Origin of the sequence: Sphingobium sp. B2D3A (genome assembly GCF_025961795.1) — a bacterium.
Taxonomy (GTDB): domain Bacteria; phylum Pseudomonadota; class Alphaproteobacteria; order Sphingomonadales; family Sphingomonadaceae; genus Sphingobium.
Genome location: NZ_JAOQOI010000001.1, coordinates 1567011 through 1586752, shown reverse-complemented (window position 1 = coordinate 1586752; position 19742 = coordinate 1567011). Strand labels below are relative to the sequence as shown.

The 19742-nt window shown below is 66.0% G+C and carries 16 protein-coding genes; 3 read left to right on the top strand and 13 right to left on the bottom strand.

Annotation, left to right across the window (positions count from 1 at the left end):
• Nucleotides 1-175 precede the first annotated feature (175 nt).
• The 12 genes from M2337_RS07365 to M2337_RS07310 form a co-directional block, all read right to left on the bottom strand.
• Entirely contained in the window at nt 176-1174 is a 999-nt protein-coding gene (locus M2337_RS07365; RefSeq protein ID WP_181558959.1) for an amidohydrolase family protein, read from the bottom strand.
• A gap of 12 nt (nt 1175-1186) precedes the next feature.
• Nucleotides 1187-1843 (bottom strand): RraA family protein, encoded by a 657-nt coding sequence (locus tag M2337_RS07360; RefSeq protein ID WP_264569692.1) that lies wholly within the window; start codon nt 1841-1843, stop codon nt 1187-1189.
• Nucleotides 1840-2514 (bottom strand): RraA family protein, encoded by a 675-nt coding sequence (locus tag M2337_RS07355; protein WP_264569691.1) that lies wholly within the window; start codon nt 2512-2514, stop codon nt 1840-1842. The genes M2337_RS07360 and M2337_RS07355 overlap by 4 nt, the downstream gene beginning before the upstream one ends.
• Before the next feature lie 25 nt (nt 2515-2539).
• The gene (locus M2337_RS07350) at nt 2540-3550 is read right to left on the bottom strand and encodes a protocatechuate 3,4-dioxygenase (RefSeq protein WP_264569690.1); all 1011 of its coding nucleotides are present in this window, start codon (nt 3548-3550) and stop codon (nt 2540-2542) included.
• A gap of 108 nt (nt 3551-3658) precedes the next feature.
• Nucleotides 3659-4417 (bottom strand): HD domain-containing protein, encoded by a 759-nt coding sequence (locus M2337_RS07345; protein ID WP_264569689.1) that lies wholly within the window; start codon nt 4415-4417, stop codon nt 3659-3661.
• On the bottom strand, nt 4414-5754 hold the full coding sequence (locus tag M2337_RS07340; protein ID WP_264569688.1) for an MFS transporter: 1341 nt from the start codon (nt 5752-5754) through the stop codon (nt 4414-4416). Before M2337_RS07340 ends, M2337_RS07345 begins: the two co-directional genes overlap by 4 nt.
• Before the next feature lie 119 nt (nt 5755-5873).
• Nucleotides 5874-6602, bottom strand: a complete 729-nt coding sequence (locus tag M2337_RS07335; protein WP_264569687.1) for an SDR family oxidoreductase — start codon at nt 6600-6602, stop codon at nt 5874-5876.
• 238 nt (nt 6603-6840) lie between these two features.
• Nucleotides 6841-7266 (bottom strand): Zn-ribbon domain-containing OB-fold protein, encoded by a 426-nt coding sequence (locus tag M2337_RS07330; protein WP_264569686.1) that lies wholly within the window; start codon nt 7264-7266, stop codon nt 6841-6843.
• 5 nt (nt 7267-7271) lie between these two features.
• Nucleotides 7272-8444 carry a thiolase family protein gene (locus tag M2337_RS07325; protein ID WP_264569685.1) on the bottom strand — a complete coding sequence of 391 codons (1173 nt, stop codon included), beginning with the start codon at nt 8442-8444 and terminating at the stop codon, nt 7272-7274.
• Between the two features lie 3 nt (nt 8445-8447).
• Nucleotides 8448-9248, bottom strand: coding sequence for a crotonase/enoyl-CoA hydratase family protein (locus M2337_RS07320; protein WP_264569684.1), 801 nt, complete (start codon nt 9246-9248; stop codon nt 8448-8450).
• Nucleotides 9249-9251: 3 nt separating this feature from the next.
• A complete protein-coding gene (locus tag M2337_RS07315) occupies nt 9252-11405 on the bottom strand; it encodes an acetate--CoA ligase family protein (RefSeq protein WP_264569683.1) in 2154 nt (717 codons plus the stop codon).
• A gap of 108 nt (nt 11406-11513) precedes the next feature.
• Complete coding sequence (locus tag M2337_RS07310) at nt 11514-14420, bottom strand: TonB-dependent receptor plug domain-containing protein (protein ID WP_264569682.1); 2907 nt, start codon at nt 14418-14420, stop codon at nt 11514-11516.
• Nucleotides 14421-14761: 341 nt separating this feature from the next.
• Here M2337_RS07310 and M2337_RS07305 point away from each other — a divergent pair, with 341 nt between their 5' ends.
• Both M2337_RS07305 and M2337_RS07300 read left to right on the top strand, forming a co-directional pair.
• Nucleotides 14762-15937: an acyl-CoA dehydrogenase family protein gene (locus M2337_RS07305; RefSeq protein WP_264569681.1), complete on the top strand. Its 1176-nt coding sequence runs from the start codon at nt 14762-14764 to the stop codon at nt 15935-15937.
• Nucleotides 15934-17064: an acyl-CoA dehydrogenase family protein gene (locus M2337_RS07300; RefSeq protein ID WP_264569680.1), complete on the top strand. Its 1131-nt coding sequence runs from the start codon at nt 15934-15936 to the stop codon at nt 17062-17064. Before M2337_RS07305 ends, M2337_RS07300 begins: the two co-directional genes overlap by 4 nt.
• Nucleotides 17065-17081: 17 nt before the next feature.
• Here the strand turns inward: M2337_RS07300 and M2337_RS07295 are convergent, their stop codons facing one another.
• Entirely contained in the window at nt 17082-18161 is a 1080-nt protein-coding gene (locus tag M2337_RS07295; protein ID WP_264569679.1) for an aldo/keto reductase, read from the bottom strand.
• An 89-nt stretch (nt 18162-18250) separates the two neighbouring features.
• On the opposite strand from M2337_RS07295, the gene M2337_RS07290 reads away from it, so the two are divergent.
• Complete coding sequence (locus M2337_RS07290; RefSeq protein ID WP_264569678.1) at nt 18251-19708, top strand: aldehyde dehydrogenase family protein; 1458 nt, start codon at nt 18251-18253, stop codon at nt 19706-19708.
• The last annotated feature ends 34 nt before the right edge of the window (nt 19709-19742 follow it).

Sequence of the window (19742 nt, the reverse complement as noted above, 5' to 3'; positions counted from 1 at the left end):
CGGCCGGTTTGTTCGACCCCGATGGCGGGTCCTGGCAAACGCCGACGCTCACATCAGCAACGCCAGATGTCGTGAGCGGGGGCGCGAGCCGACGCCAACGCATCGAATGTCCTATCCCAACTTGCTAATCTGCGTGCCCGCGATCCGAAGGAAAGGCTCCAGTCGAAATCCCCCCTCAAACCTCCAAATTAAACACCTTCCGCGCATTATCCTCAAAAATCAGCTTCTTGTCGGCGTCGCTCAGGAAGTCGAATTTCTGGATGAAGGGGGCGATGTGGTCCATTTGCTTTCCGGTGGCGGGATCGATGGTGGAGCCGACGCCGGGGCATTCGGAGCCGAACAGGCAGCGCTCGGGGCCGACGGTTTCGATGAGCAGGCGCAGGGCGCCTTCGGTGTAGAGCACGGTATCGAAATAGAGCTTGGCCATGCGCTCGGAGAAGAGGTGCTTGGTGCGGCGCGACTGGGATTCGAAGCGGCCGAGCTGATAGGGGATTGCGCCGCCGCCGTGGCTCACCACCACCTTGAGCTGCGGAAAATCATCGAACACCGATGAGGTGCACAGGTTATAGGTGGCGATCGTCTCTTCATTGATGAAGTGCAGCGAATAAGGCGAGCGCTCGGACTGGGAGCCGGTGGCGTGGATATGCGCGGGCAGATCCAGCTCGCACAGCTTCTCGTAGAGCGGATACCAGTAACGGTCGCCCAGCGGCGGGGCTTCCTCGGCGCCGTTCTCATAGGGGTCCGGGTTGAGCAGGAAGCCCTTGAAGCCCATGGCGACGCAGCGATCCATCTCCGCAAACACATTCTCGATGGGCTCGCCCGCCACCTGCGGCAGGCCGGCGACCGGGATGAACATCTCCGGGATGAGCGTGCACTGGCGGTGGATGAGGGTGTTCACCTCCTCGCAGAACCAGTGGACGACGCGCGCGGGCTTGGCCGAGTTCATCATCTGGAACGGGCGCGGCGAGATGAGCTGCATGTCCGTGCCGTGATTGTGCAGCAGCTCGATGTGCCCGTCCGGCCAGGTCTCCTTGTGGTGGGCGGCGGCAATGATCTGCTCGTCCGTCACCTTGACGCTCCCGCGCCCGTGCGAGCCGCGATGCGCGAGCAGGCTCGCCTTATAGGCCCAAAGCTCCACCGGAGCGCTGACGTGACCATGGCAGTCGATAATCATCGGCTGATCCCCTTATTTCTGACGTGTCTGAAGGCTGTGATATTTGAACTGCGCGCGGGCCTCGTCGAGGCGCATGCCGGTGCGGCAGGCGGCGCGGATGCTCTCCTCGGCGGCGTGGATCTCCTCGGCGGCGGCGAGGACGGCCTCCTCATGCGCCTGCGGGATGACGATCACGCCATCGGGATCGCCGCGCAGGATATCGCCGGGCGCCACGCGGGCGCCGCCGATGTTGACCGGGCAGTTGGTGACTTCCACCTGCACCCGATCCTTGCCGGTGCGCATCCAGTGGCCCTTGCTGAAGACCGGATAGCCGAGCGCGCGGCAGAGCGAGACGTCGCGGCTGATCCCGTCGATCACGGTGCCGGCGAGGCCGCGGCGATGCGCGATCTCGGTGAGGATATCGCCCCAGATGGTGGCATCCTCGCGGCCGCCATTGTCGATGACGACGACATGGCCGGGGGGGACATCATCGATATAATCGCCCACCGTGCCGGGCGGGGTCGAGGCCGGGCCGCAGAGCATCGTATAAGCCCGCCCCGCCATGCGAAAATCAGGATCGCGGCCGGCGATCTGGTAGCACTGGCCGACGATACCGAGCCGGTCGAGCGCATCGCTCAAGGTTGCGGTATCGAGCGCGGCGGCGCGGGTGACGTTGCGGTCGTCGGTCATTGTTGGTCGCCCTTGAGCATATATTCGTAATTGGCGCCGAGCACGGCGCTGGCGCTCTCGCCGGTGGCGAGGCGGCGGGTCATCTCGCCCTCGCGGCGGACGATATCCTCGGCGGCATCGAGCACGCGGGCGATGTCGGCTGGCGCGATGAACACCGCCGCGCTGGAATCGCAGATGACATAGAAACCGGGTTCGATGGTGAAATCGCCGACTGTGACGGGGACGTCCGTCGCATCCTCGTAGACGCGGTTGCGGGCCGTACGGGCGGTATAACCGCGACAGAAGACCGGAAAGCCGATCTCGCGGGCTTCATCGACATCGCGGGCCAGGCCTTCGCAGATCACCCCGGCGACGCCCTTGTGCTGCGCGCCGCGCGACAGGATGCCGCCCCAGCAGCCGGCATCGATGCCGGTGCGCTGCTCGACCACGATCACATCGTCCGGGCCGCTGGCGTCGATGGCGGCGGCGCCCAGATGCACCGGGGGACGGTCGGCGGGCGCGTTGCCGGCCTTGAGCTTGACCGTATGCACCCGCCCGGCAATGCGGCGGCCCGGCGAGGCGGAGCGCAGCCCGGTCACACAGCCGGCGAGGCCCAGCTTGTCCAGCGTGTCCGATACCGCGCAGGCATCCAGCTGGCGCAGCCGCGCGACATGGGGGTCTGTTGCTGTCATCATCCGTCCTTTGAAAACGCGTGGGCTATTGCCAGGCGACGAAGCCATTGGCGGTGCCGGTGCCGGCCTCCGAGCGGTAGCAGGGCTCATAGCCGACCACGTCGCCGGTGAGATCGGTGTCGAACAGCGCGCCGGCGGCGGCGATCCAGGTCTTGAGCTCGGAGGTGCCGGACTGGAGGTGCTTGTCCTCGATGGCGCAGAGCGTCTCCGCGTCACGGGTGCGCAGCGCCTCGAAGAACATGCGGTCGAAATCCTCGTCGATGACGAAATGGCTCATGCCGCCCGAGCCGAACACGGCGACGCGCAGATCCTGCTTCCAGCTGCGGATCGCCTTGCCGACCTCGCGCCCCAGCTCGAAGCAGCGGCGGGCGGTGGGCTGGTTGGGCGGAAAGAAGGTGTTGATGAGGATCGGCAGGTTGGGCACGACCGCGTCGCGCATGATCTGGCGATAGATGAAGCCGAGCGAATGCGGCGCGCCGCTCGACCAGTGGCCGGCGGGCTCGGGCAGCTTCTTGGAGACGGCAAGATCGAAGCCCTGCGGCACCAGCGATTTGCAGACGTGCATGCCGAGCTCGGGCTGGCAGGGATAATCCCGGCGCTCGGGCGGGCTGTGGCCCCACTCCGCCTCGTGAATGCCCGGCGGCATCCGCGCGGCCTGCTCGGGGGTGGCGGGCTGGTCCCAGATCGTCTCGCCGAGATAGACGGTGATCGCGGGCGTCACGTCCTCCAGAAACAGCTCGCGCTGGTCATTGCCCATGATGACGGCGACATCGATCTGCGCGGCGGCGAAACGATCGGCCATGTCGGTGATCGCGCTCTGGCAGGCGGCCGAGCGGCGCTCGCGCTCCGGCAGCGTGCAGGCCTCACCCAGCTTCTCGTGACTGCGCAGCTTCACCAGCTCATCGAAACTATATTCGGCGCCGCGGAAGGGATGCTGGCGCTTGAGATCGGCCGCGACGCGCAGGGTCCATTGCTCGGGCGTGGTCGAGAGGGTCGGCCCGTGCGATGTCCACATTCCCAGCACGATCTCCGCCATGATTCCGCTCCGCTCCCAGATTGTTGCCGCTCGGGCATATAATTGTAGACTCAGTAAACAATATCGATGCGGTTAGCAACCGATGGCGGGCGCTTTCGGCAAGACCGCTCAGAGAAAGCGCGTCGGCATCATGATGGTGCGCCACATGTGCGCGGAGGGGCTGTCATCGAAGCCAAGCCCTTCCTCCGGCTGGCGGAAATGGCGGCCGATGATGTCCGTAAACTCTTCGATATCCACGACGACATTGGGGTCGAAAGCGTAGAAATCATTGAGCGTGACGAGCCGCGCGCTCATATACCATTTGTGGTTGCGGGCGCGCTGATAGGCGCGGTCGATATGGGGATCGGGCCGGTAATCCGCGCCGAAGAAGCGGATATAGGCCTCGGGATAGTCGTAGCCGACCGATTCATCGGGATAGAAGCGCACCACCTGATGTTCCCGGACGGCCCAGCTGACTTCGGGATCGACATAAGGCTCGATCAACTGCGCCGCCCAATAGCCATGATCGGCGCGGATAAAGCCGGTGACGGCGATGTCATGCAGCAGGCAGGCGAGCACGATCTTCTCGTCATGCCCGGCATCGCGCGCCAGCTTCGCGCTTTGCAAGACGTGCGCGGATGGGCCGAAGCGATAGCGGAAGAAATCCACCAGCGTCGGCTTCTCCGGCATCGGCGGCAGGCGCGGGTCCGGCCCCATCAGGAACGGCAGCCGACGGGGATTGTCGATGGGCGGGCGCGGCAGGCGCGGATCGACATCGCCGGACTGGTAGAGGGTGGACTTGATGATGATCGCGTCCAGCGCCTCGCTCATCTCCTCCTCCAGCGCGTCGGCCTGCGCATGGAGGCTGTGCAGATCCGGCGCACTCATAGCGCGGCGGAGGGCTTGGCGGTGGCCGGCGGCGTTGCCATCCCCGCCCCCTCGCCCACGCCGGTCTGCGTCGCGGCCCGCAGCCGGTCCCGATAGAGCGGCCGCACGAAGGTGAGCAGGAACGCCGCGAAGAACGCCATGGCGGCGAACAGCGCGAAGCCCCAGACATAATGGCCGTTCACATCGTAGATATAGGCGAGCGTCACCGGGCCGATGGACGAGCCAAGCGCGAAGCAGCCGGTGACGATGGGCAGAACCTTGTCCATGTTGCGCGGCCCGAAGACATGCTTGGCCAGCACCGGCCCCTCGCACACCAGTCCGCCATGGGCGAGACCCAGCGCGCAGATGAAGATGATCGCGGTGGAGAGGCTGGAAACCTGAAAGGCGAGCAGCACCATCGCGGCGATGAGCAGATACCAGGCCGCAATGCCCTTCACCGAATAGACATCGAAGAACTTGCCGGCGATGAACTTGGAGGCAAGGCCGATGGCCGAGGTGAGCGAGAGCAGCCACGCCGCCGTCTCGCGGGTCAGACCGACTTCCTGCACGAAATAGAGCTGCATGTTCTGGAACAGGCCCTGATCCACGCCCGCGATGATCAGCACGCCGACCATGATGCCCCAGAACATCGGCTTGCGCACCAGTTCGGCATAGCTCATCGGGATGTCCGCCGCGCGCGTCGCCGCCGCCACCTCTGCGCTGGGCAGCACGCCCTTGGCATTGGCGGTCTCCGGCAGCAGATCCTCTTCCGACGGGTTTTGCTTGACGAACAGGACGAGCGGCACCGAGACGGCGAGGATCGACACGCCGATCAGCGCATAGGTCATGCGCCAGCCGATCTCGGGAATGAGCGCGGCAATGACGATGGGAAAGACCACGCCGCCGGCACTCGACCCGACCAGCGCCAGCGCGCCGGCAAAGCCGACATTGCGCATGAACCAGCGCGCCACCATCAGCTTGATGCAAAGCAGCACCGCCCCCTGGCCGAGGCCAATGAGGAAGCCGGCGAGAAAGTAAGTGGCGATGGAGCTGACGTTGAGGAAGGTGAAGAAGCCCAGCGCCTGGATGATCAGCACGGTGAGGAAGACCGGTTTCAACCCGAAGCGCTGCACCGCCGGCCCGATGACGAGAATGGCGACCAGCGCGCCGGTGAGGCCTTTCCAGGCATAGATGCCGGTGGCCTCTGCGCGGGTCCAGCCGAACTCCGCGATCACCTCATTATAGAGGAGCGACATGGAGTAGGTCGGGCCACCGAAGGAAAAGAAGAAGATGATGAATCCGGCAGCCACCACCCACCAGCCGGGATAGTATTTGCCTGTCGCGGGTGTCGTGGCCATCGCCTGTCCTCTCCGTAGCCAGCCTTGCCGATTCATGCTTTTTTTATCGGCTCAGCTTCCCATGCATCCTATCGACCTGTCAACAACTCCGTTGCTTGAAACAACAATATCGGGCGCGGTCAGCCGCGGCCCAGGAATGGCATATTGAGCGGCAATATGGTGCCATCGACGAAGTTCACATGATCGGGCAGATCGGCCATGGCCAGCACCGCGCGCGCCGCGACATCGGCGCTGATCCGGTCGCGCGGATCGCCCTCCTGCATGTTCTGCACCAGATTGGTGCCGACAATGCCGGGGTGGAAGATGGACGAGGCAACGCCATGATCGCGCCCATCGATGGCGAGGGAATGGTTCATGCCCGCCAGCGCGAACTTGCTCGCGGCATAAGCAATGGTGTTCGGGCGAGGCACCTGCGCGGAGAGGCTGCCGATGTGGATCATTCGCCCCGCCCCCTGCCCTTTCATGATCCGCAGCGCCTCCCGCGCGCACAGGAAAGCGCCGTTGAGATTGGTGTCGATCACTTCCGACCAGCGCGCGAAGGAGAGTTCATCGGTCGGGGTGTGATCGGCGATGCCGGCATTGTTGATGAGAATATCGATGCGCCCGAACCGCGCGAGGCCGGTGGCGAACATCTCCTGCACAGCGGCCTCCTGCGAGACATCGCACTGCACGGCGAGCGCCTGCCCGCCCTGCGCTTCAACCTCGGCCGCGAACGCATCCAGCGGTGCCTTGCGGCGTGCGCCGACGATCAGTGAGGCCCCGGCTGCGGCAAATTCGGTTGCGATGGCCGCGCCGAGACCCGAGCTGGCGCCGGTGACCAGCGCGACCTTGCCCTTGATGTAACTCATGATGCGTCCTTCTCCCTTGCGCCCGGCGGATGCACCGGCCTGCCATCTCCCCTCGTCATTCCCGCGAACGCGGGAATCCAGGTCCACGCCTGCGCCGAGACGCAAGGTCCAAGCTGGATTCCCGCGTTCGCGGGAATGACGGGGGGGCTGCCAATTGCCGTCACGTTCTGCCTACGCCGCCTAGCCTAAGCAGGCGTCATCGCTCTGGCCATTCAAAAGAGGATCGGACGGGGAAGTCTCAGGCCGGTTCGAACAGCAGCAGGTGGCGACCATCGGGCAGCGGGTGCCAGTAGGGCTTCACCGCCAGCCCGGTCTTCAGATCGGCTTCGCTGCAATGGATGATGTTGCTCATCACATTCACGCCTTCCTCCAGCGTGACCATGGCGACGACATAAGGCTCCTTGTCGCGGAACGGCGGGCGGGCGCGGCGGACGATGGTGTAGCTGAAGATCGTGCCGCGCCCGGAAACCTCGCGCCATTCCAGAGTGTCGCGGCGACCGGTGTAGATGCTCGTGGGGCGCGGGTAGAATTGATAGGCGTCGGCCACGCGATCATATTGGATGAGCAGCTTCTTCTCGCGCGTCGCTTCCCAATAGGGGCGCGAAAAGCTGCGCTCGGGCGGCAGCGGGCGATCGATATCGAGGAGATCGTTGAGATCGGCCATGCGCCTCAGCCCTCCGACGTGAGGATGAGGGCGGTGCTGGTGTTCCAGTTCCGCCCATAGGGGATGCCGCCGATGCCGGTGACGAGCGCATGGCGGCGGTCCTTCACCTGCCGCGCGCCGCCATCGCCGAACAATTGGCGCACCGCCTCGACGAGATTGGTGCCGCCACCCGCCAGACCGCATTGCCCGGCGGAAATCTGGCCGCCGCCGGTGTTGAGCGGCAGATCGCCGGAGAAGAGGAAATCGGCCTCGTGGATGAACGCCGCTCCCTGCCCGTGCGCGCAAAAGCCGAGCATTTCCAACTGCATCATGATCGCAATGATGAAGTCGTCATAAGGATGGAAGGAGCCGATATCGCGCGGGGTGAGCCCCGCCTGCGCAAAGGCCCGCTCCCCGGCCTGCCGGTGGCCGGTGACGGTGGGATCGACGATGGCCGAAGCGGCGCCGAGATTGGTGCGCTCGCCATAGCCGCGCAGCACCGCGCAGCGCGTGAGGCCACGCTGCTCGGCGCGCTTGCGGCTGGTGACCAGCACCCCGCTGGCGCCATCGCACGGCATGACACAATCGAGCAGGCGGATCGGGTCGTTGATCATGCGCGACTGCAAATAATCATCGACCGTGATCGGCTTGCGCAGCTTCTCGCAGGCCTTGTCGTTGCGCAGGGCGTGCTCGCGCTGGGCCACGGCCAGCTTGCCCAGCGCCCGCTCGTCCAGGCCGAACTTGTCATGATAATAGCGGCTCAACATGCCGAAGGCGGCGGGCGCGCCGAGATAGCCATAAGGCGTGGTCCACTCCGCGCCATAGGAGCGCGGGCGGCCATTATTCTCGGCGACGGCGGTATCGGCGAAGAGGCAGAGGACGGTGGTGCAGAGCCCGGCATCGATGGCGGCGGCGGCGCGTGCCACCGCGCCGACCGGCGAGGAACCGCCAATGTCTACCGTCTGGCAGAAATCCAGCTCCAGTGCGAGCTGATCGGCCGTGGTCTGCGACCAGAAGATGTTGCCGGCGCCGGTGGACGAGGATGAGAGGATCAGCCCATCAATCTCGCCCTTCTCGAAGCCGGTCTGCTCCAGGACGCCGTCGAGGATCTCGGCGCCCAGCTCCCAGACATCGACCTCGCTGCGCAGGACGATCTTGGTCTCCGCATAGCCGACAATGGCATTGTCCCGCAGCGCCATGGCTCAGCCTTTCGCCGGGTCGGAAGGCGGCGCGGCGACCTTGTTCTCGCCGCGCTCGACAAAGGCGCGGATGCGGTCGGTGCCCTCGCTGCTGCGGGCCGATCCGCCGATCAGCCCTTCGAAGAACAGCCCGTCGCTGTGGCTCATGTCGCCGATGCGGGGGAGAGCGGCGCAGACCGCCCAATTGGTGTTGGGCGCATTGCTGGCGATGCTCGCCGCGAGTTCCTTCGCCTTGGCCATCGCCTCGCCCTTGGGCACGACATATTGGCAGAGATTGGCGCGCTCCCCCTCGGCGGCGCTCAGCACGCGGCCGGTGAGCATCATGTCGGCCATGCGGGCATAGCCCATCAGGCCCTGAATGCGCACGGCGCCGCCGCCGCCCACGAAGATGCCGCGCTTGCCCTCCGGCAGGGCGAAGAAGGTGCTCTCGTCGGCGACGCGCACCTGACAGGCCGAGGCGATCTCCAGCCCGCCGCCGATGCAGGCGCCCTCCAGCGCGGCGATCCACGGGATCGGCCCGCGCGCGACGAGATCGAGCGGGACCGTCCAGCGGCCGCGCTCCCAGGGCTTGGGCGGATTGGCGCCGCTCATGCGCGAGGCGGCTTCCGCCAGATCCAGCCCGGCCGAAAAATTGCCGCCATGGCCAAAGAGGATGCCCACGCGCGCTTCCGACGCGGCGCGCTCGAACGCCGCATGCAGGCTCGCCATCACTTGCGTGTTCACCGCATTGCGCTTGGCTGCGCGGTTGATACCGACGATGGCGATCTCGCCATCCAGCTCATAGGTCGCCAGCGTCTCGCTCATGGTTCAGTTGCCCTCCGCAGCGGTGATGATGAGGGCATCGACGGCCGTCAGCCCTTCCCCTTGGGGATGCACGAAGACGGGGTTGAGGTCGATCTCCTCGATCTGCGGCATGGTTTCCATCAGGCGGCCGATCAGCGCGGCGGTGTGGGCGACCGCCTGCACATCGACCGGGGGTGATCCCCGGAAGCCCTTGAGCAGCTTGGCGCTGCGCAGCTTCATCAGCTCGACGACGATATCCTCCTGCGCCATGTCGACCGGGAGCAGGCGCACATCGCCCAGCGCCTCGACCCAGATGCCGCCGAGGCCGACCAGCACGACCGGCCCCCATTTGGCATCGCGCTTGGCGCCGATCATCAGTTCCAGTCCCTTGGGCGCCATTTTCTCGACCAGCACGCCATCGAGCACCAGTCCGGGCTGGGCGCGGGCGACATTGGCGTGGAGATCGTCCCAGGCGCGGCGTAGCTCGTCGGCGTCACGAATGCCGAGGATGACGCCGCCCGCCTCGGTCTTGTGCGCCAGCGCGCCGGCCTGCGCCTTGATGGCCAGCGGGTAGCCGACCTTGGCGGCGGTCGCCTCGGCTTCCTCCAGTGTCGTGGCGAGGCCACCGGCGGGCACGCGGATGCCCATGGCGGACAGCAGCTGCTTGCCGAGCCATTCGGGCTGCGGGCCACTGCCCAGCGTCGGCAGATCGGCAAAGGGCGTGTGGGTGACCGAGCGCGCCGAGCGCGCCAGCGAGCGGCCATGGCGTGTGACGCGAGACAGCGCCGTCATCGACCGCTCGATGGAGCGGCTGAGGATCAGGCGGTTGGCGCGCACCGAGGCTTCGAAGTCGGCATCCATTTCGGGCGCCGGGAAGGCCATGATCGCCGGGCGATCCTTGCCCTTGAGGCTGTCGATGAACATCGGCCCATAGCCGCGCTGCGAGGCCGCCGTGCCGCTGTTGATGGCGATCAGCACGCTGCCGACATTGCCATCCGCCATCAGCGCATTGGTGCCGAGCGGGATCAGCTCCGGCTGGAAAATCGCCTGCGTGCCGAGATCGAGCGGGTTGCGCGGCGGGATGAAGACGGGGAGTTGCGGCGCCAGTTCGCTGCGGGTCTGCTCGGTGAGGGCGGGCATCTCCATGTCCAGCGCCTCGAAATAATCGTGCGCAATGGCGCAGAAGCCGCCGGAGAAGGTGAGCACACCGGGGCCCTTGGTGGGCGCGACCGGATAGCGCGCCAGCAGCTCGATCACATCGACCCACTCCTCCAGCGTCTCGACCAGCACCACGCCGGCGCGATCGAGATGGAGCTGCATGGTGGCATAATCGCCCGCCAGCGCGCCGGTGTGCGACTGGATGGCGGCCTTGCCCTTCTCGCCCCGGCCCGGATGAATGGCGACCAGCGCCTTGCCGGCCGCCTGCGCGCGCCGGGCCGCGGCGAGGAAGGCCTGCGGATCGCGCACTTCCTCGAGATACAGGGCAATGACCTTGGTCGCCTCATCCTGCGCGAAGAAATCGATGAAGTCTGGGATACCGATGCCGGCCTCGTTTCCGGTGGAGACGGTATAGGCCATCGGCAGATGCCGTGCGGCGAGATTGGTGCTGGCATAGGCCATCAGCCCGCCGCTCTGCGAGACCATGGCAATGGCCGGATTGGGATCGTCCGGTGCCAGCTTGGCGACCTTGCGGGCATTGGCAAAGCCGATGGGCAAGCCCTTCACAAGGTTTGTGTAACCGAGGCAGTTCGGCCCGAGCAGCGCGACATTGCCTTCATAGGCAATGCGGACCAGTTCATCCTGCCCCGCCCGATTACCGGCCTCGGCAAAGCCCGAAGAAAAGACCGTGACGGCTTTGACGCCGCGCCTGACGCAGGCCTCCAGCGCATCCTTCACGCCCGCTGCGGGCAGGGTGAACACCGCCAGATCGACGCCCTCAGGCAGATCGTCGATGCTCTGCGTCACGGGATAGCCGTCAATCTCCCCCTCCGCCCGGCCGACGACATGGACATCGCCATCAAAGGCGTTGAGCTGGAGATTGGCGAGCACCGTCCGCCCCGCCGTCTTGGGCTTGGCCGACACGCCGATGACCGCAATCGAGCGGGGGCGCATGAACAAGGCGACCGCATCGGCTCCCCGCACAGGTTTGATCCGGGGGGAAAGATCGGTCGCAGACATAGGATCACCATTCATGCTGAGGGGGCCATGAAAAAGGGCGCGCGAGCGCGGCCCCCAATATGTAAGTCAAGGCAGCGGCCGACGCGTGGCCGGCCGCTGCCGAAGCGATCAGAAATTGAAGCGCACGCCGACCTTGTAGGACCGGCCGATACGATCATAGAAGCCGGCCAATTGCGTGTTCGGAAAGGGCGGCTCCTTGTCGAGCAGGTTGTTGATGACAGCATAGAGCTGCACCTTCTTGCCGTTGCTCTCCATCAGATTGATGTTGCCGGACCAGTTCAGATACAGCCGCGAGGCAACGTTCATGTTGCCGACCGAAATCGGCGAAGCGGAATTATAATCCGGGTCGCCGGGCTGAACGAGGGTTGCGTCCACGATACCGCCGTCGATCCAACGCGCGTTGAGCGTGGTGCCCCAATCATCCGTCTCATAGCCGAGGCTGGCGTTGATCTGCCAGTGCGGTACGCTCGTGGCCCCGGTATTGAGGCCGGAGGTGAACCCACCGAGCTGGCCGGCCCGGTTGATCCGGCTGCCCCGCGTCTGGATGATTCCAGCGGCATTGCGAGTGGGCGCGACGCCCAGCCCATCGTCCGAGATCAGATCCTTCACATAAGTGCCGAACAGGCGCGTGGTGACCCGGCCCGGACCAGCATTGAAGCGGTACTGCATCTCGAAGTCCACGCCGCGCGTCTCCAGCGAGGCGAGGTTGAGCAACTGCACGGTCACCGAGTTGATTTCCGTGGAGGTGCCGGTGCCGGAAAGGGCCGTCACGGCGCAGAAGGCGCCGCGCGAGCCGCCCTGGATTTCCGCATAGCAGTTGTCGACAATCTGCTGGGCGGGGAAGCTGGCAATCGCGCCGTTGATCTTGATATTGTAATAATCGATCGAGGCGGAGAAGCCCGGCAGGAACGAGGGGGACACCACCGCGCCGACGGTGAAGGTATCCGCCTTTTCCGGCGCCAGCGTCTGGCTGGGCGCGAAGACCACCGTGTAGGACCGCGACACGCCGTTGAACGGATTGCGCAGCGTTGACTGGGTGGAGGTCACCGAGAACAGCTCAGCCGCATTGGGCGCCCGAATGTCCCGCGAGCGCGTTCCGCGGAACCGCAGCCCGTCCAGCACGTCCCACGTCGCGCCGATCTTCCAGGTGGTCACGCCACCCGACACGTCATAATCCGTGTAACGCACCGCACCGTTGAGATCGAGCGCCTTGAAGAACGCCGTGTCGCGGGCCAGCGGCACCACGACTTCGGCATAAGCTTCCTTGGTGGCGAACGCGCCCTGATAAGGCTGCGGATTGGAGAAATTGTAGCGCCGTTGCGCCGCCAGTGAGTCAACGACGCTCAGCGCCGTATCGCGGCGATACTCGGCGCCCGCCGCCAGAGAAACCGGCCCTGCCCAGGTGGAGAAGGGCTCACCGCGAAGGTTGAGCGCGCCGACAAACTGGGTCGTGGTGATGCTCTGGAACTGGGTGCCATTCACATAAGCAATCGCCTGCGGCGACATGGCGCCCACCCCGAACAGGTTCAACGGGACGCAGCCCTGCGCACGTGCGGTCGTATCGCGGCAGACGATCTGGCCGCCCACATTGATCGCATCATAGGCCCAGAGGAAATTCTGCTGGATGCGCATGTTGCGGATCTGGGAGTCGAGCTTGTTCTCGCCATACTGGACATAACCGTCCCACGCCCAGCCACCGCCAAGATCACCATTCAGTCCGGCAGCCACGCGATAGGTGGAATTGAAGTTCACGATCTGTGTCGAGGAGAAATCCGGGTTCGACCGTCCCATGACGAACGACGTGATGCCGTTTGCGTCCATGATGGATGCCACGGCGGCCGGGAGAAAGGCGTTGTCGCGCCGAATGATAACGGCGTTGGCGCCGCTCACGGCCGTATCGCGCGGAATGGGGCCGGAATAATCCGAGCCCGACCGGCCATAGCTGCCTTCCACGAACATGCCGATGGCGTCGCTGAGTTCATAATTCAGGTGCGCGCGGACCACGTAGCGATCCACCGGCAGCACCAGCGTATGGCCAAGGCGGGGCGCCGTGCCCTGCGAACTCGACATATTGTAGGAGGAACCGCCCGACTCCTGCCCGTAGGTGAAATTGCCGACCTGCCCCGGCGCTGGGAACCAGATGCCGCGCAGCGCATCGACGCCATTGGCCGGGTTGGTATCGGCATTGTTGCCGAGGATGACACCGCCGATGAGCGAATTGACGAACCGCACGCCGCTCTCGAACGACCGCGACGGGGTGCCCGCCGGACGCGTGGCGGCGAAGGAAACGGACTCCTCGTAGCGCCGCCCCCAGGCCCGATCATCGAAGCCGCCGATGCCATCGGACTTCACATATTCGCCGCCGATCACGAAGTGGCCGCGACCCTCGGCAAATGGGCTGCCGAAAGCCAGACCGATGCGGCGCTCGAAATTATCGCCCTCCTCGGAAAGGCCGAGGGAAAGATCACCCTTCAAGCCGGTCAGTCGGTTGTTCATGATGACGTTGACGACGCCGGAAATCGCGTCCGAGCCGTAGGCGGCCGAGGCGCCGCCCGTCACCACATCGACCCGGTCGATCATGACGGTGGGCATGAGATTGAGATCCACCTGCCCGGTGGGCGCGGTGGGCACATGTCGGCGGCCATCGACCAGCACCAGCGTACGGATGTTCCCCAGCGCGCGCAGATCGGCGAAGGTCGCGCCGGAGAGGTTGGACGATTGGGTGTTGGTCTGGTTGCTGACGCTCGGACGGAAGGACGGCACCTCATTGAGATAGTCGCCGACATTGGCCGCGCCGCGCTCTGCAATCGCCTCGGAGGTCACGACGACCAGCGGCGTGGGCGCCTGGAAGCCATCGCGCTTCACGCGCGAGCCGGTGATGATGATATCGCGCACCTGCGCATCGTTATCCTGCGCCTGGGGCGCCGGCCCATCCTGCGCGAGCGCCGGGGCAGACCCCAGGGCGACAAATGTGCAAGCGGCAGCAGACGCGAGCAACCATGTTCGACGAGACATATCCCCTCCTATTTGTTGCCGCAGGTTTGCGCCTGCCGGCCTTTCATTGTGCCCGAGACTAAGCGTCATAAAGGCTGTGTCAACAACAATGATACTATATTATCTTTTGGGGTCGCCGGGTTTTAACAGGTGCTTGGATGACGGCCCAATGCCCCGGAAACCGAGGCTTGCCGGCGGCGCCCTCGATGCAAACCGCGCAGCCTTCTGCCCCGATCCGGTGACGACTCAATTGTTGCGCAAATCGATGCTAATGACAACAACATTCTCCAGCCGCTTTATATAAAGCTACTTGATATTATCTGCGAGCGCGCGATGATGGGAAGGAGAAGGAGAGGACAGGCATGTACACGCAAAGCGAGCAGGCTTTTGCCGAAGAGGTCCGCGCATTCGTGCGGGCGGAGTGCCCGGCGGATGTGCGCGAGAAAGTGACCAACGCGGTCGGCATCACCGCAGCGGAGCGGCTCGCCTGGCACAAGGCGCTGCACGCGCGCGGCTGGGCGGCGCCGCACTGGCCGGTGGAGCATGGCGGCACCGGCTGGAGCCCGGTCCAGACCTATATTTTCTCCGAGACGCTGGCCGAGGAAGGCGCGCCGGACCTTGGCTCCTTCGGCCTCAAGATGCTCGGCCCGACGCTGATGCATTACGGCACGCCGGAGCAGAAGGCCCATTATCTGCCGCGCATCCTCTCCGGCGAAGACATCTGGTGCCAAGGCTTCTCCGAACCGGGTGCCGGGTCCGACCTCGCCTCGCTCAAGACTCGCGCCGTGCGGGACGGCGACCATTGGGTGGTCAACGGGCAGAAGATGTGGACGACCATGGCGCATGAATCGACCATGATGTTCGCGCTGATCCGCACCGATCCCGATGCGCCCAAGCCGCAAATGGGCATCTCCATGCTGCTCATCGACCTCAAGACGCCGGGCATCGACATTCGCCCGATCATCCTGCTCAACGGCGCCCACACCACCAACGAGGTGTTCTTCGACACTGTGCGGGTGCCCGCCGAAAATCTGGTGGGCGAGCCGCATAAAGGCTGGACCTATTCGCGCGTGGTGCTCGGCAACGAGCGGCTGTCGATCGCGCGGATCGGCCTCAACCGCCGCCAGCTGGCGCGGCTGAGGCAGATCGCGGCCGAACAGGGGCTGGCCGGCGCGCCGCATGTCCGCGCGCGCATCGCCGAGGCGGCGATCGAGCTGGATGCGCTGGAGGCCATCGCCACCGCCATGCTGGACCGCGCCCGGGCCGGGGTCGCCCCGGGGATCGAGGCCAATATGCTCAAGATCAAGGGATCGGAGCTTCAGCAGCGACTGACGCGCCTGCTGGTCGAGGTGGCGGGCCGCAGCGCAGCGCCGTTCGCCCCCGACGCCGCCATGGACGCTGGCGATGCGGACAAGCCATGGCTCGGGCGCCTGTTCAAGAGCCATTTCGATACGCGCGTCGTCAGCATCTATGGCGGCTCGAACGAAATCCAGCGCAACATCATCGCCAAAACGCTTGGCCTGGGGGCAGCCCGATGAACACGACCGTGATGGACGCCGCGCCGGCAAACGGTGCCGAAGAGACGAACATTCGCGACCTGCTGCGCAACTCACTCGAAACCGTGCTCGCGCGGCACTACAGCTTCGAGCAACGCCGCGATGCGCATGAGAGCGCCGCGCGGGAATCGCAGGCGGCCTGGGCGGCTTATGCCGAGCTTGGCCTGCTCGCCCTCACCCTGCCGGAGGGGCATGGCGGCTTCCCCGGTACGCTGGGCGATCTCGCAATGGTGGCCGAGACGATGGGCGGCGCCATGGTGCTGGAGCCCTATGCGGCGGTGATGATCGGTGCGCGACTGCTGGCGGCGGCCGGCAGCGAGGACCAGCAGGCGGCATGGCTGCCCGCCATCTGCAGCGGCGCAGTCCGCGTCGTGCTGGCGCATGAGGAAGCCGATGGCGGCTACGGCCGGCCGATCACTGCCCACGCCACGCCCGATCCGCATGGCTGGCGCCTCTCGGGGCGCAAGGTTGCCGTGGCGGGCGGGGATACCGCAGACCTGTTCATCGTTTCGGCGAACACGGCCGGGGGTGTGGCGCTGTTTCTCGTCCCGGCGGCGGATCTGGCCGTTCGTCCGACCCGCTGCTTCGACTGGACCGGTGCCGCCGACGTCTTGCTGGATGACGTCATCGTCCCCACCGCCGCGCGGATGCCGGGCGCCGAGGCGGCACTGGCCCGCGCGCTCGATGAAGCCACCGCCCTCGCCTGCGCGGATGCCGTTGGCGCCTTGCGGGCGGCGAATGCCCTCGCTCGCGAGCATACCCACACCCGCCGGCAATTCGGTCGCCCGCTGGATGCCTTTCAGGTGCTCCAGCATCGGCTGGTCGACATGGCCATCGCGCAGGAACTCGCCGCGCCGATCGCGGCCGCCGCCATCGCCGCCTGCGAGGCGGACGACCCGATGGCGCGCGCCCGGGCGGTCTCGGCGGCGAAAGTGAAGGTCGGCGAGTCGGCCCGCTTCATCGGCGAGCAGTGCGTGCAACTCCATGGCGGCATGGGGCTAGTGCAGGAATATCCGGCCGCGCATCTGTTCGCCCGGCTGGGCCTGTTCGAGCTGTCCCATGGCGACCGCGACGCCCATCTCGAGCGCTACGCGGCGCTGGCCCTTTAAGCGCTCAGCTTAAACCCTTAGCGCCGGCTCTGGCTCGGCGAGCCGCCGCCGGTGGGTGGCGCGATACCGTTGATGCGGGTGCCGCCACTAATCGAGCCCGTGGCACGCCGCGCAAAGTCGGCGGGATAGGTCAGCGCGGGAGGCCCGGCGGCATCGAGCGCCGCCAGATCCTCGGCCGACAGGGTGATGCGGCTCGCTGCGGCATTCTCGACAAGCTGATCGGCATCGTTGGCGCCCAGCAGGATCGTCATCACCCAGGGCTGCGCCTGCAGCCAGGCCAGTGCGATCTGCGCGGGGCTGGCGCCGTGGCGCTCCGCGACCTGCAGCACCACGTCCACCACGCGCTCGGCCTTCTCATCCAGAATGCGGGCAAGGAACGAACCGCGCCCTTCGGCATCATGATTGCTGGCATCGCCGCGCCGGTAGCGGCCGCTCAGCGCGCCGCTCTTGAGCGGCGACCATGCCGCGATGCCCATGCCATAGGCCTGGGCGAGCGGTACATGCTCGATCTCGATATTCCGCTCCATCAGCGAATATTGCAGCTGCAGGCCGATCACCGGCGCCAGATTGCGCCACTGCGCCAGCCAGTGCGCCTCGGCCACTTTCCACGCCGGAATGTTGGAAAGGCCGACATGCAGCACCTTGCCCGCCCGCACCAGATCATCGAGCGCGCGCATCGTCTCGTCCATCGGCGTCAGCGGATCGACAATGTGCATCCAGAGCAGATCGACCCGGTCGGTCCTGAGCTTGCGCAGCGAGGCTTCGACGCTTTGCAGGATGGACTTGCGCCCGCCCCCGCCGGCATTGGGATCGCCATCGCGGACATTCGAGCCGAATTTGGTGGCGATCACCAGCCGGTCGCGCAGGCCGGACTCGCCGGCGAGATACTCACCGAGGATCGTCTCGGCGTCGCCGCCGCCATAGCTGTTCGCGCAATCGAGGAAGTTGCCGCCGAGGTCGCGATACTGCGCAATGAGGCGCCCGGCAGCGGTGGCGTCCAGACTCCAGGGCTGCGCGCCGCCGAAGTTGAAGGTGCCGAGCGCGTAACGGCTCACCCGCAGGCCGGACCGTCCCAAGGTCACGAAATCGTCAAACATTCCACCCCTTCCCGATTGCTCAAACTATACTACTATATTATCTTTATGGCGTATCGCCGGATGTGAGCCAAGCGGAGACCAAAAGCAACATGAACGATAGCCTGACCGCGCAAAAGCCCTTGCTTGCCCCACCCGAGCTTGCCGCTGGCATGCTGATCGACGGGGAGATCGTGGCGGGAGAGGCGTTCATGCCGGTGATCGATCCCGCGACCGGTGCCGCCTTTGCGCAGTCACCGGACGCGCAGCGGCACGATCTCGACCGGGCGGTCGCCGCCGCGCGCCGCGCCTTCCCCGGTTGGTCGGCCCGCGATGTGACCGAGCGGCGCGCCGTCATCCACGAGATCGCGGCGCGGCTGCGCGAAGTCGCCGACCCGCTGGGCGCACTGCTCACCGCCGAACAGGGCAAGCCGTTGCACGACGCCATTGGCGAGGTGCGCCGTGCGGCCGATCATATCGAGGCGTTGAGCGCCTTCGATGTCGCCGGCGGCGTGCTCCGCGAAGATGCGCGCGAGCGGGTGGAAATCCGCTATCGGCCGCTCGGCGTGGTGGGGGGCATCACGCCGTGGAACGTGCCAGTGATGCTGGCCACCGTGAAGATCGCGCAGGCGCTCTACACCGGCAATTGCATCGTGCTGAAGCCCTCCCCGCTCACGCCGCTCTCCACGCTCGCTATCGGCCAGGCGATTGCCGACATCGTGCCCCCGGGCACGGTGAACATCCTGAGCGGCGGCAATGATCTGGGCGTATGGCTGACGACGCATCCGGATGTGGACAAGATCAGCTTCACCGGATCGGTGGCGACCGGCCGGCATGTGATGGCCAGCGCGGCAGGCACCTTCAAGCGCATCACGCTGGAACTGGGCGGCAACGATCCAGCCATTGTCCTGCCCGATGCGGATTTGGAAGCCACCGCCGAGGGCATTGCCCGCAGCGCCTTTGCCAATTGCGGGCAGGTCTGCATGGCGATCAAGCGGGTGTTCGTGCATCGCGCGCTTTACCCGGCGATGGTCGAGGCGCTGGCCCGCCGGGCGGCGGCCATCCGCGTGGGGCCGGGCACCGATCCGCAAAGCCAGATGGGGCCGATCCAGAACCGGATGCAGTTCGAGAAGGTGCTGGCGCTGCTCGACGGCGTGCGGGCAACCCCGGGCGCGCAGATCCTCACCGGCGGCGAGCGGCTGTCCGGCCCGGGCTATTTCGTCATGCCGACGGTGGTCGCCGGACTGGATGACGCAGCGCCGCTGGTGCGCGAAGAGCAGTTCGGCCCGGTGCTGCCGGTGCTGGCTTTCGACGAGATCGAGGATGTCATCCGCCGCGCCAACGCCACCGAATTCGGCCTCGGCGCATCGGTGTGGACGGCGGACACAGACGGCGGCGGCGCGATTGCCCGGCAGCTTGAGGCCGGGATGGTCTGGGTCAACCGGCACGGCGGCAATGGCCGCGACGTGCCGTTCGGTGGCGCCAAGCATTCAGGCTATGGGCGGGAACAGGGCGTCGCGGGGATGCAGTCCTATATGGAAATGCAGGCGGTCACGATTCCTCTTGGGTGAAGAAGCCCGCCGGGACGGAGGTGCTCCGCTCCCG